General features: G+C 42.6%; 13 protein-coding genes and 2 pseudogenes. 11 read left to right on the forward strand and 4 right to left on the reverse strand.

Going from position 1 to position 12,206, the window contains the following annotated elements; translation table 11 throughout:
* A pseudogene (locus tag F6J99_RS32365) lies at window positions 1-421 on the reverse strand (IS4 family transposase); the annotation flags it as partial.
* 508 nt (window positions 422-929) lie between these two features.
* Here F6J99_RS32365 and F6J99_RS32370 point away from each other — a divergent pair.
* From F6J99_RS32370 to F6J99_RS32380, 3 genes are all read left to right on the forward strand, one after another.
* Complete coding sequence (locus tag F6J99_RS32370) at window positions 930-1,694, forward strand: acylneuraminate cytidylyltransferase family protein (protein WP_293119166.1); 765 nt, start codon at window positions 930-932, stop codon at window positions 1,692-1,694.
* Between the two features lie 223 nt (window positions 1,695-1,917).
* On the forward strand, window positions 1,918-2,952 hold the full coding sequence (locus tag F6J99_RS32375; protein ID WP_293119168.1) for an N-acetylneuraminate synthase family protein: 1,035 nt from the start codon (window positions 1,918-1,920) through the stop codon (window positions 2,950-2,952).
* Between the two features lie 257 nt (window positions 2,953-3,209).
* Window positions 3,210-5,081 (forward strand): Rieske 2Fe-2S domain-containing protein, encoded by a 1,872-nt coding sequence (locus tag F6J99_RS32380; RefSeq protein WP_293119170.1) that lies wholly within the window; start codon window positions 3,210-3,212, stop codon window positions 5,079-5,081.
* Window positions 5,082-5,189: 108 nt separating this feature from the next.
* Here F6J99_RS32380 and F6J99_RS32385 read toward each other — a convergent pair whose 3' ends face one another.
* On the reverse strand, window positions 5,190-5,489 hold the full coding sequence (locus F6J99_RS32385; protein WP_293119172.1) for a hypothetical protein: 300 nt from the start codon (window positions 5,487-5,489) through the stop codon (window positions 5,190-5,192).
* A 467-nt stretch (window positions 5,490-5,956) separates the two neighbouring features.
* Here F6J99_RS32385 and F6J99_RS32390 point away from each other — a divergent pair, with 467 nt between their 5' ends.
* The gene (locus tag F6J99_RS32390; RefSeq protein WP_293119174.1) at window positions 5,957-6,118 is read left to right on the forward strand and encodes a hypothetical protein; all 162 of its coding nucleotides are present in this window, start codon (window positions 5,957-5,959) and stop codon (window positions 6,116-6,118) included.
* A 2-nt stretch (window positions 6,119-6,120) separates the two neighbouring features.
* Window positions 6,121-6,261, forward strand: a complete 141-nt coding sequence (locus tag F6J99_RS32395; RefSeq protein WP_293119188.1) for a hypothetical protein — start codon at window positions 6,121-6,123, stop codon at window positions 6,259-6,261.
* A 158-nt stretch (window positions 6,262-6,419) separates the two neighbouring features.
* On the opposite strand, the gene F6J99_RS32400 is transcribed toward F6J99_RS32395, so the two are convergent.
* The gene (locus tag F6J99_RS32400) at window positions 6,420-6,653 is read right to left on the reverse strand and encodes a hypothetical protein (protein ID WP_293119176.1); all 234 of its coding nucleotides are present in this window, start codon (window positions 6,651-6,653) and stop codon (window positions 6,420-6,422) included.
* A gap of 222 nt (window positions 6,654-6,875) precedes the next feature.
* Between F6J99_RS32400 and pseB the strand changes: the two genes are divergently transcribed.
* From pseB to F6J99_RS32430, 6 genes are all read left to right on the forward strand, one after another.
* Window positions 6,876-7,892 carry a UDP-N-acetylglucosamine 4,6-dehydratase (inverting) gene (pseB, locus tag F6J99_RS32405; protein ID WP_293119178.1) on the forward strand — a complete coding sequence of 339 codons (1,017 nt, stop codon included), beginning with the start codon at window positions 6,876-6,878 and terminating at the stop codon, window positions 7,890-7,892.
* 63 nt (window positions 7,893-7,955) lie between these two features.
* Window positions 7,956-8,099, forward strand: a complete 144-nt coding sequence (locus F6J99_RS32410) for a hypothetical protein (protein WP_293119180.1) — start codon at window positions 7,956-7,958, stop codon at window positions 8,097-8,099.
* Between the two features lie 8 nt (window positions 8,100-8,107).
* Window positions 8,108-9,277 carry a UDP-4-amino-4,6-dideoxy-N-acetyl-beta-L-altrosamine transaminase gene (gene pseC / locus F6J99_RS32415; RefSeq protein WP_293119182.1) on the forward strand — a complete coding sequence of 390 codons (1,170 nt, stop codon included), beginning with the start codon at window positions 8,108-8,110 and terminating at the stop codon, window positions 9,275-9,277.
* Between the two features lie 54 nt (window positions 9,278-9,331).
* Window positions 9,332-10,069 (forward strand): glycosyltransferase family protein, encoded by a 738-nt coding sequence (locus F6J99_RS32420; protein ID WP_293060546.1) that lies wholly within the window; start codon window positions 9,332-9,334, stop codon window positions 10,067-10,069.
* A gap of 245 nt (window positions 10,070-10,314) precedes the next feature.
* On the forward strand, window positions 10,315-10,704 hold the full coding sequence (locus F6J99_RS32425) for a pseudaminic acid biosynthesis-associated methylase (RefSeq protein WP_293119184.1): 390 nt from the start codon (window positions 10,315-10,317) through the stop codon (window positions 10,702-10,704).
* Window positions 10,705-10,787: 83 nt separating this feature from the next.
* The gene (locus F6J99_RS32430) at window positions 10,788-11,126 is read left to right on the forward strand and encodes a hypothetical protein (RefSeq protein WP_293119186.1); all 339 of its coding nucleotides are present in this window, start codon (window positions 10,788-10,790) and stop codon (window positions 11,124-11,126) included.
* Window positions 11,127-11,159: 33 nt separating this feature from the next.
* Here the strand turns inward: F6J99_RS32430 and F6J99_RS32435 are convergent.
* A pseudogene (locus F6J99_RS32435) lies at window positions 11,160-12,128 on the reverse strand (IS630 family transposase); the annotation flags it as partial.
* Window positions 12,129-12,206: the final 78 nt, after the last annotated feature.

Raw genomic sequence — 12,206 nt, forward strand, 5'->3', positions numbered from 1 at the left:
TAGTTGATAGTATTTGTTTTTGCTCTAAAAAATTACTTGAACCAAGTTTTGAAAGAAGTTCAAAATAAATTGGGATTGCTCGGTTTTTATAAATTATACTAACCACCAATAAATTTTTGTTATTCCAATTAGTCCTATCGATGGCTAAATAGATTTTTTTGTGTTTATCAAATTTTTGAGTGAGCCATTCTCTAACAAGTGGAAACCACATTTTTTTTATTTGAAATATTGGTAATGAAAAAAATCTCTGTAACTTTTTACGCCTTGAGTTACATTTAATAGGCAAAGGTAAAGATTCAGCAATTTTTTCGAGTTTAACATCCTTGATATCTTGTACAATGATTACTACAAGGTAAAAAAACAATAATTGAGATTCGGAAAGGAGATTTTTTAAATGTTTTTGATATAATTCTGGTAGCATTTTGAATTGATAGGTCGTCTTGACAATTTCTGACCTATCTTTTTTTACCATAATTCGCTCAATTTAATATATATCAAGGGTTACGGGGCGCTTGTCGCCCCCCCAGATAGATACTATAATTATTGCTAATCAATAGATAGTCAAATTGTTATACTTTTCCATAAAAAAATGCCTTATTTAAGGTCAATACAATGTTGTATCACTACTTATTTATCACTACCAATTATTCAAGGCAGTTCAATGTTATTTACAGGTTGAACTGTTTGTTTTGGTGGAAATTTTGTATAAAAAACTATCTACCAAGGTTTTTATAACATCAATAATTTAGTAATTTACTGCCGTGATAAGCTGATACTAAATCCTGTTCACACAGTGGCTTTATAGTGATAAAATTCCAACCCTCTACCCATATGCCTATCACGCCATTTACCTATTAGTAATAAAAGCTACTTTAACAACCGGATTTAGTATGAATCACCACTATAAAGAAGCATAAATTAATTGAATCATGAACAAAATTATTGGTTTGATTACCGCACGGGGTGGCTCGAAGTCCATTCCCCGTAAGAATACTACCTGGCTGGCGGGTAAGCCCCTAATCGCTTGGACAATTAAAGCTGCCTTAAAAAGTCATAGGTTGAATCGTGTGATAGTTTCTACTGAAGATGAAGAGATTGCTGAAATCTCGAAAAAGTGGGGAGCCGAGGTGCCATTCCTGCGCCCGGCAGCACTAGCGCAAGACAATTCATCTCACATTTCCGTGTTGATACATGCTGTCGATTGGTTAGAACAAGTTGAAGGGACAACAATAGACTATCTGATGTTGTTGCAACCAACTTCGCCGTTGCGTTCAGCTCAGGATATTGACTTAGGGATTGAATTGGCGTTGGAGCAGAATGCTGATAGTGTGGTAAGTGTCTGTAAGGCGTCTACCCATCCATATTTTACGAGGCGGATCACGAGTGACGGTAAACTACAGGATTTTATGCAAAAACCCGATGGCTACCTGCGCCGACAAGTGCTGCCGGCAGCCTATGCTTGGAATGGGGCGATATTTCTGGTGCGGCGCGACATCTTAATGGAAAAGCAGACTCTTGAAACAGATCGCACTTATGCTTATGTGATGACACCTGAACGCTCCCTAGAGATTGACACGCCTTGGGATTTGTACTTGGCTAATTTGATTCTTTCTGATCGCACTAAGCATGGATTTGAGGGCAGATCTTACCCAGCAACTTTACCTGTAGGGTACGTTAATAACGCACCCTACTAACTATAAGCAGGTGCACAAAATTAATTACACATTTTCCAAAACTCAAAGCCTTATGATGCAAGGGTTACAGAGATTGGTAGTAGGCAATTAATTTTGTTTAGGTGCTTAGCAGTTAACTATAGCCTTTGTTGTCCATTTTTGCATAAGTCCTGGATAAATCTTGCTCATCACCAAATTTCCTTAATATTATATATGATCATAAAAAAATGAGAACAAAAACGCTATGAGGCAACAGTTTCGCTTAGGTCATCGCTGGGTAGGAGTAGAATACGCGCCCCTCGTGATTGCCGAAATCGGGATCAATCATGAAGGGAATGTTGAGAAAGCGATTCGCATGGTCGATGATGCCTATGGGGCTGGCTGTGAGTGTGTAAAGTTCCAGTGCCATGTGATTGAAGATGAGATGATTCCTAATGATGTGGTACCAGGTAACGCCAATGAGAGTATTTGGCAGATCATGAAGCGTTGTGCCCTTCCCGAAGATGAAGAAGTTCGGCTCAAAGCCTATGTAGAGTCAAAGGGTATGATCTATCTGTGTACCCCTTTCTCACGAGCTGCTGCCATCCGTTTGGAAAAAATGGGAGTCTGTGCTTATAAAATTGGTTCTGGCGAGTGCAATAATTACCCATTGATCAAGCATATTGCTTCCTATGGTAAGCCTGTTATCCTCAGTACGGGGATGAATAATTTGGCCTCAATTATGCCAGCCGTGGACATCTTGCAAGAAGCGGGCGTCCCGTTTGCCATCATGCACTGCACGTCCATGTACCCGACGCCTCATGAAAAGGTTCGTTTGGGGGCATTATCGGTTCTGGCAGAACAGTTTCCAGACGCAGTATTAGGTTTGAGCGATCATTCCCTTGGCAACTATACCTGTTTTGGTGCAGTGCCCTTGGGGGCTCGCATCTTAGAAAAGCACTTTACTTCCGATAAAAGCTGGCCAGGACCCGACGTTCCGATTTCGATTGATCCAACTGAACTAAAAGAGTTAATCGATGGCTCAAAGGTTATTTATAGCGCCTTGGGAGGCACAAAAGAGATCTTGCCCGAAGAACAACCCACCATTGACTTTGCTTATGGTTGTGTGGTGTCAATACGAGAGATATTACCTGAAGAAAGGCTGACGATGGAAAATATCTGGGTTAAGCGCCCCGGTACAGGGCAGATTAAGGCAGTTGAGTTTGAAAATCTGTTGGGTAAGAAAGCGCAACGCTACATTCCCAAAGACACGCAACTGGATTGGGCTGATGTGGAGTGATCAATGATTAAACGATTACTATAGCGGTTTGCGCTCAGGGTAAACCCATCTAATTTTTTAAATCCTATATATAGTGTTTTTAAAATTAAATAAAAACTATATGTGGAAAATTAATTGTCAATAAGCACAATAAGGCCAGGGTTATTGAGAACTACCCCCGCTTTATTGACAAGATGCGTTTACCCTGGGTTTGCGCTTTATCACCTTGGATAGCTCTTGCTCTTTTTATTACTTTCTCAAGAAGGAGATCATCGACAGTGAATTTCATAACAACAACTCATAAAATTGACCTTGACCCCGCCAAAGCCAACCTCCCCGTACCAATATCTCTGGGAAAGCAGCCCTACTATTTGGTGCACTCTGAATCGGGTTATCAGCTTATATCAAGGGTTTGCCCCCACCAAGGGGGGGAAGTGGAGTTGGAGGGCGAGTGTTTTACTTGTCCGCTTCATGGCTGGCGCTTTGAAGATCGAACCGGAAAGGGGATAAACAACCGGGGGGCGTTGTCGGCGATACCAGTAACAGTTTCGGGGGATCACCTCTTAGCGGAAGTCCCATGTGCCCCCTCCAGAAGCCCTCTCGCTCAAAGAGGCAAACATATCGAGGATTTGGCGATTACCTTACATGTCCACTCCTGCCTAGAAGTGGCCTATAAAGGTTTTTCCCTTCTCACCGATCCTTGGCTTTGTGGGTCAGCCTTTTTAGGCTCTTGGATGCTTTATCCCGCTCCCATAGTCAACATTTCTACCTTGCGTCCTGATGCGATCTGGATTTCCCATGAACACTCGGACCATTTTCATGAAGAAACCTTGGTCCATTTTGACCGTTCGACGCCGATTTACGCGCCTGACTTTCCCAATCGTCGCCTCATCCAGGGTTTAACCGCACTGGGCTTTAAGGATATACGTCCCATGGCCTTTGGGGAGAGAGTCCAACTCTCAAAACATATTCATCTGACCTGCTTTGAACCGGGCAGTTTATGGAATGATGCCATTGTTCTGATTGAGATTGATGGCTTCCGTGTGCTCAATATCAATGATGCGGGCATTAACCATCGCATTGCCTCGTTGCTACCTCCTGTAGATATGGTCGCCTCTTTCTTCATTCCTGGCGGCTCATCATACCCTTGGAGTTGGACTCACCTTAGCCAAAAGCAAAAGGTTAACATCTCAAAACGTGCCGCTCAAGGCTTACTTCAGATGCTCAAACAGATGATGAAGCTGTATGGCGCGAAATACCTCTTACCCTTTGCGGGTAATTTCACCTGGTGTCATCCCAACCATCGTGACTATGTTCGCCTAATGAGTACCAATACCTTAGACGATGTGGTGCAGCTTTTTGAGGGCAGTGACGTACAAGTAATTCCTCTTTTACCTGGAGAGAGCTGGGAGAGTTCAACAGGCAAGATTAACCGTGTCTGGCATAATCGAGAGGAACTCGATGACATAAACTATAGACTGCGCTACATTGAGCAGCATTTTAATCAAGCTCTATTCTCCCAATATCATGCTTGCTCCACAACAGTGACCCCTTCCGAGTTGGAAGCGTATTTTCTCAAATTGAATGACGTGCCGGAGATCGCCTTGTGCGAAGAGATAACCGTCACCGTACAAGCAACTCAAGACGATTTTGACCAGGTAACCTTCTCTGTTTCCTTTTCAATAACAGCCGGACGGCTGGAAATCCTGTCCGAGCCACCCGATCTGCCCAACTTGCTCATGAAAATTCCCCTTGGCATGTTGTCCAAAATTGTGAAAGAAAATCTCTCTTGGGATGAGGTTCATATCGGCCATTGGTGCCGCTTTTCCAGAAGCCCTAATATATACAATGCTGGTTTCTGGCGCTTATTACAAGCTCCATACTATAACAAGCCTGCCTCAGTGCCACCCATAGACCATCAGCCGATCACAGGCGACACCGTCATCGCCGACTTGCTCGAAACCCATGGTAACGAAGCTGAACGGATTCTAGGCCGCTATGGATTATACTGTCTGGGCTGTCATCATTCAACCCAGGACACCATCACACTAGGGGCAAAACAGCATGGCCTAAACAAAAATACGGTTGATCGCTTGGTTCGAGAACTTAATCAGACATTCCACTCAAAAAAGGAAGAAAGCACAATATGAAACCTTGGATGATCTTAGCCAACCAAATTGCTTATTACTGGAGTTTAGACTAATGCACGAAGAACTCAACGAGTCGTTGAGGATAAAGAAAAGGAAAATAAGAAGGATTTAAGCCGAAGATTTACGATATTTCGACTGTGAATGAAAGCGTCCTCGACCTTTCTTAACGGTAGGATATCGTTTTCTTGGAGTGCGAGGGGTATCACGTGGCCAACCTGGGGACTTTCCTCGGAGTTTGGGGGGCTGGGAAGGAGTGCCAATAATGGTTAAAATGCTACCGAAAGATTGAGCAACCCGTTCGGGAGAAAGAGAGGAAACTGCCAGAGGCTTCTGCCTCCGAAGAGGGCGATCACCAACACATTCGCGAGCCAACCATAACTGCCAAGTGAGAAGGCGTTGCTGAATCAAAGAATGAATAGAAGTAGAGTGGGCATCCTGCCCGCTCCAAAAGATCAAGGGACAGGCAAGATGCCTATTCCACAGGTGCGACCCAAGGCCGGGTTCCCCGGGTGCATCTCAATGCATGCAATTAGGCAAAAATTCCCACACTCTCCACACTCCCCGCGCCCCCGCCCCACACTCCCCTTTTTTTTACAAATATGAGATGCAGCCGTTGTCATATACAAACCCACCCAGGTTCTTCAATTACTATACGTAATGGCACTAGGATACATACCAGGTCTGAGGTTAAAGGAGATGTAGCGATTGGTAATTCAGTTTGTTGCGCTGCAAATGTTTTCATTTCTTCTGGAAGGCATATGTATGATTATGTCCCAGAATTAACAATTAACGAACAAGATCAAAAATACTTGGAAGACCACGGCAAGAATTACTCAAATCCAATTGTGATTAGTGATATAGCGTTTATAGGACTCATGAGGTACACAGAATTGTTTGACTATTGGCTCTTGCCTCTTCTCTCTTACCTGCTCCCTGCTCCGAACGCGCCCCGCGTGGCCTACGGCCTCAGTCCCTGCTCCCTAAAACCCAGATATTTGTACCTCACAAGTCGTATAATTGCTAGAATTGTTGGTTAGGGATTAATGTCGTTGTTACGGAAGGTATAACTATTGGTAGTGGTTGTGTAATTGGTGCTAATACAGTCGCAACAAAAAATATTCCTCCTTATTCAGTGGCTGGTGGAGTGCCTGCAAAAGTCTTAAAAAAAAGACTTCCTTAATTTATGATAGCCACACTGGGAGAGCCAGAAAATTTATAGCGTTTCTGATAGTAATGAGGTACAGAGGATTTTTTCCCTGTCAGCCATGCAAAGCGCGAGTGGGGAAAACCACGCCAGTCGCTCATGGTTTGAAGTTACCGTAAGATAGTGGAGCCTTCTTAACAAATATTTAACCCTTTTCTGCATAACCTGCTAACTATAAAGGCTCCACTATCTAAGGTTTCGTCTCCGGGGGAAGCCCCAAGACCGCGCTGGCTCCCCAAGACCGTGCGTGCTGCATCGCTTAGGGAAAGGCAAGAGGCAACAGGCAAAAGGCAAGAGTTAATCAAGTATCTAGGGATTTTTGGTAAGGTCAAAAACTGTATAGCGGTTTTTAGCCTAATCAGGTACACATAATTTTTTCCCTCTTACATCTTCTGACTTTACTGCTACCTGCTCCCTAAAACCCAAAAATGTGTACCTTACCTAATTGAAAACCTCTATAATCCTTGCCTTGATGGAGTCCCTCATGGTGGTTTCCCCCAAGACCCCGTTGCATCCCTATTGCCTATTGCTTTGCTAAAACGCATTTTAAAGGCGTTTTAGCTTACTATACAGTACTACACGATTTTTTGATGTTAATTAATCAAGATAGTTCCATTTTAGTTACAGGTGGAACTGGTTCCTTTGGAAAAAAGTTTGTAGAAACTATCTTGCAACGCTTTCCCAATATCAAGCGTTTAGTAATTTACTCCCGTGATGAGCTAAAGCAGTTTGAAATGGAGCAGCAGTTTTCACCTAATCAATATCCGGGAATTCGGTATTTTATTGGTGATGTGCGAGATCAACAACGTCTGGCCCGTGCTTGTGAACGAGTAGATATTGTTGTTCATGCTGCTGCTCTTAAGCAAGTACCAACAGCAGAATATAACCCAATGGAATGTATTCGTACCAATGTGTTAGGTGCGGAAAATGTGATCCAAGCTGCCTTGGATACTGGAATTAAACGGGTTATTGCCCTCTCAACCGATAAAGCTGCTGCTCCCATCAATCTTTATGGGGCAACGAAGCTTTGCTCCGATAAGCTATTTATTGCAGCTAACAATATTAGGGGTACAAGGGATTTGTCTTTTAGTGTTGTGCGCTATGGTAATGTGATGGGGTCTAGGGGATCGGTGATTCCCTTTTTTATGAATAAGCGTCATCAGGGTGTATTGCCCATCACCGATCCTCGCATGACTCGCTTCAATATCTCCTTGGCAGAAGGGGTAAAAATGGTACTTTGGGCAATGGAACATGGTCAGGGAGGAGAAATTTTTGTACCCCGTATTCCTTCCTATAACATTACAGATTTAGCTAAAGCCATTGGTCCTGAGTGCGATCATCCTGTGGTGGGAATTCGACCAGGGGAGAAAATTCATGAGGAAATGATTACCACCTCTGATTCCTTTACTACTGTTGACCTTGGTTCTTACTATGCTATTTTGCCTACTAAGGCAAATTATACTATTGAAGAGTATTGTCAGAGGACTGGAGCCACGCGAGTCGAGCCCGGATTTAGCTACAACTCTGGTAGTAATGATCGGTTTTTAAGTATTGAAGAAATCCGGGAGTTGATTGTGGAACATGTAGATTCAAGCTTTAGGGTTTAAGCTAAGCTATCAGCGGTCAGCGGTCAGCGGTCAGCGGTCAGCGGTCAGCCTTGGCCTTTGGCCATGCTACGTGAATGGCTCAAACTACGCGAACAGCTTAACATAAACCTCGTTTTTTTAATGCTCCCTGCTCCCTGCTCCCTGTTCCCTGCTCCCTGCTCCCTACTCCCTACTCCCTGCTCCCTTTTCCCATCAATCCTATATTGACATCTCAAATGAAAAATCCATATATTCCCTACGGTCGTCAAACTATTAGTCAAGAGGATATTGATGCTGTAGTTGAGGTTTTGCAATCTGATTGGCTTACTCAGGGACCAGCGATCGCTAAATTTGAGCAGTCTGTGGCGGATTATTGCGGAGCAACCTATGGTGTAGCTGTGTCTAGTGCTACGGCGGCTTTGCACATTGCTTGTTTAGCTGCTGGATTGGGCAAAGGGGATACACTGTGGACCTCCCCCAACACGTTTGTGGCATCTGCTAATTGTGGACGATATTGCGGGGCAAGGGTTGATTTTGTTGATATTGACCCTAGGACTTATAACCTCAGTGTCGAGGAGTTAGAGCGCAAATTAATTTGGGCAGAGCAACAAGGCTGTTTGCCAAAATTAGTAATTCCAGTTCATTTTGCTGGCCAGTCCTGTGAGATGAACTCGATTGCAGTATTAGCTCAAAAGTACGGTTTTAGGGTGCTTGAAGATGCGTCCCACGCTATTGGTGGACGATATCAAGGACAGCCGGTGGGCTTATGTCAGTTTTCTGATCTAGCGGTGTTTAGTTTTCATCCGGTGAAGATTATCACCACTGGTGAGGGTGGTATGGTGCTAACAAATCAGGCAGATTTATACGAAAAACTGATCCGACTACGCACTCATGGTATTACCCGCAAGCCGGAGTTGATGAAAGGGGAATCTGATGGTTCTTGGTATTATCAGCAGTTAGAATTAGGGTTTAATTATCGCATTACAGATATCCAAGCAGCGTTGGGTATTAGTCAGATGCAGCGCTTAGAGGAGTTTGTTGAGCGGCGCAGGTTTTTAGCTGAGCGATACAATCAGTTGTTGTCAGACTTGCCTTTAATTCTGCCTTGGCAACATCCTGATACCAATTCAAGTTGGCATTTATATGTGATTCGGCTGAAGCTAGATCAGATAAATAAGACTCATCGTCAGGTATTTGAGGAACTTCGCAGTTTAGGAATTGGTGTTAATTTGCACTATATTCCGGTGCATACGCAGCCTTACTACCAAGAATTAGGTTTTGGTTGGGGTGATTTTTATGAAGCAGAGAAGTATTACCAAGAAGCAATCAGTATTCCCCTACATTATGGATTAACTGAACAAGATCAGGACAGGATTGTTACTTATTTGAGCAAAATATTCATATAAAATGGGTGTAATACTTTGTAAAGTATCAGCGTTTATGAAGAGTAAAACTATTAAGTGAAACTAGTAATAATAGTCCAGGCTAGAATGACTTCGACCCGCCTACCTGGTAAAGTCCTTAAACAGGTATTGGGTAAACCTTTACTGGACTATCAAATTGAAAGACTACGACGGGTTAAGCTCGCCGATGAAATTGTAATTGCAACAACAATCAATCAAACTGATGAACCGATTGTTGAATTATGCAATAGTATTTCTATTCCCTATTTCCGTGGTTCTGAAGAGGATGTCCTGGCCAGATATTATGGTGCTGCTGTAGAGCATCAAGCAGATGTTGTTGTGCGGGTAACGTCAGATTGTCCTTTGATAGATCCTCAGGTTATTGACCAAGTTATTCAGTTTTATCTTGACCATCAAGGTGAATATGACTATGTTTCTAACTCTTTGCAGCGAACCTATCCTCGCGGTATGGATACAGAAGTGTTTTCCTTTGCTGCCCTCGATGAAGCATTCCATGAAGCGAGTGCGCAACCAGATCGAGAGCATGTCACCCCGTTTATTCATAGGCAGCCGGAACGATACCGTTTAGGTCATGTAACCTATGTTGAGGATAATAGTAATCATCGATGGACGGTGGATACGGCGGAGGACTTTGAGTTAATTCGGCGGATGCTGGAAGCGCTCTATTCTCAGCAACCAGAGTTTACATTAGAATATTGTTTAGACCTGGTCAGTCAGCATCCTGACTGGTCTGAGCTTAATGCTCACATTGAACAAAAGCAGTACGGTGAGTAATTCAAACTATGGAGGATTTGTGGATAATTTTATAACCGAACAGGAAGCCTTCTGGGCAGGGTAATTTGGAGATGAATATATTACCCGAAATCAATCGGATATTTCAATTGCCCGCAATATTGTCTTGTTTTATAAAGTTCTGAGTCACACTCGTTGTGTTGACTCTGTTATTGAGTTTGGTTCCAATATTGGTTTGAATTTGCAAGCCATTAAGCAACTTCTTACCAAAGCAAATTTTTCGGCTATTGAAATCAAGAATAAAGCTGTTTAAATATTACAAAAATATACATACATACGCCCAGTATATTCTTGATTGTTGGCCAAATCAAAAATACGATTTCGTCTTAATCAAGGGAGTTTTTATTCATATCAATCCAGATAAGTTGGCTCAGATGTACAGATTATTATATGAATCAAGTAATCGCTATATCTGTATTTCAGAGTACTACAATCCTACACCTGTAGAAGTTAACTATCGTGGTCATCAAGGTAAACTATTTAAGCGTGACTTTGCCGGAGAACTTCTGGATCAATTTGATGACTTGAGGCTCTTGGATTATGGATTTGTCTATCATCGGGATAATCAGTTTCCACAAGATGATACAACTTGGTTCCTGCTTGAAAAAAACTGTTGATCAATGAAGCTAGTAATCCGAGCTGACGCTTCCCCAAAAATTGGCACTGGGCATGTCATGCGCTGCCTGGCTCTGGCTCAGGCATGGCTGGAGGAAGGGGGGCACGTGACCTTGTTGATGGGGAACGCAGCACCGGGGAGACCCGGTTACAGGCGGAAGGCATCCAAGTAGGCCACTTATGCGTTCCGTCGGGCACTGCGGAGGATGCTGAGCAAACCATTGCCCAGGCCAAAGCATTGGGGGCAACTTGGGTGGTGGTGGATGGCTATCACTTCGGAGCTGACTATCAGCGAGTAATTAAAAAAGCCGGGTTACGGCTGTTGTTTATTGATGACTATGGCCATGCAGCTCACTACTGGGCTGACCTAGTGTTGAACTCAGATCTTGCACCAAAAAAACTGGCTGTGATAAGGAACGGCTGAAGTGATTGTTTTTAGGGGATTAAGCACCATTACAAAATTAATTACATATTCTTCCCCAAAATTGTCAAGCACTTTTTTGAGATATTCAAGAAAGCTTTTCCAGTTTTCGTAAGCATCAATTTCAATCCACTCATACTTAATAAATTTCCAGAAAATTTCAATTAAGTTGTGCTTGGGTGAGTAAGTAGGTAACCAAAATATATCTAAATTATTACCTTGCCATTCTTATAATTTTTCGAGAATTTTATTGCTTGTGTGTATTGAAGCTTGAGCCATTACTACTACAGTTAATTTAGATAATTTTTTACTAAAATTATCTAAAAAATTAATCACGATTTCACTATCAATTGAGCCCTGATGGATTTCGTAATCTAATTGATTTTCACATCCCATTAATCCGAGAACATTAATTCTTTTGCTTTGGGAACTATTAATAGTTATTCTTTTTAACTTTTCTTGCCATCCATAAGGAATATCTGGCTTCAAAGAGAATCCACTTTCATCTAAATATCTTAATTCAATTTCTCCTTTTTTAGCTTGCTCTTTTAGCTCTTTTAGTCTGGGTATTTTTACCTCTAGCTCCCAGTCATCAGCGGTGCGACCCCGGTCGGGTTCCCCGACCTAGGGAATGCGCACCAAGAGAGGGGTTTTACTCGTTCCTCTCTTCATTCTTTTCCATTTCATGTTCAACTTTTTTATGGTTCTTTTTATAGTTTCCTTACTTACATCTATCTTCCACTCTTTATTGATTTTATTTTTAACTTTGTTTAGGCTTTTTGGTTCAGATTTTACCCACTCCTTTACTTGTTGCCTTTGCTCCTGATTTAACTTAGGTTTTCTGCCCCTACCTTTTTGATTGTATATTCCTATTATTTTTTGATCTTCCCATTTGGTTAACCAGTTATATATAGTTTTTCGAGTCACTCCAAATAATGAACTTAATTCATTGATAGAAAACTTTTGATAACTCAACAATATACATTTAGCTCGGTCTCTCACTTGCGGTGCGACCCCGGCGAGGTTCCCAACTCCTACGGAGACGCTCCGCGAACGCCTAGGGAATGCGCACCAAGAGAGAGG

Source organism: Moorena sp. SIO4G3, assembly GCF_010692305.1.
In the GTDB taxonomy this organism is placed as follows: Bacteria; Cyanobacteriota; Cyanobacteriia; order Cyanobacteriales; family Coleofasciculaceae; genus Moorena; species Moorena producens_A.

Excerpts from the sequence above, each read along its gene's own strand:
- F6J99_RS32370 (WP_293119166.1), top strand. The coding sequence starts at position 930 with ATGAACAAAATTATTGGTTTGATTACCGCACGGGGTGGCTCGAAGTCC.
- F6J99_RS32375 (WP_293119168.1), top strand. The coding sequence starts at position 1,918 with ATGAGGCAACAGTTTCGCTTAGGTCATCGCTGGGTAGGAGTAGAATAC.
- F6J99_RS32390 (WP_293119174.1), top strand. The coding sequence starts at position 5,957 with ATGAGGTACACAGAATTGTTTGACTATTGGCTCTTGCCTCTTCTCTCT.
- pseB (WP_293119178.1), top strand. The coding sequence starts at position 6,876 with ATGTTAATTAATCAAGATAGTTCCATTTTAGTTACAGGTGGAACTGGT.
- F6J99_RS32410 (WP_293119180.1), top strand. The coding sequence starts at position 7,956 with ATGCTACGTGAATGGCTCAAACTACGCGAACAGCTTAACATAAACCTC.
- pseC (WP_293119182.1), top strand. The coding sequence starts at position 8,108 with ATGAAAAATCCATATATTCCCTACGGTCGTCAAACTATTAGTCAAGAG.
- F6J99_RS32430 (WP_293119186.1), top strand. The coding sequence starts at position 10,788 with ATGGCTGGAGGAAGGGGGGCACGTGACCTTGTTGATGGGGAACGCAGC.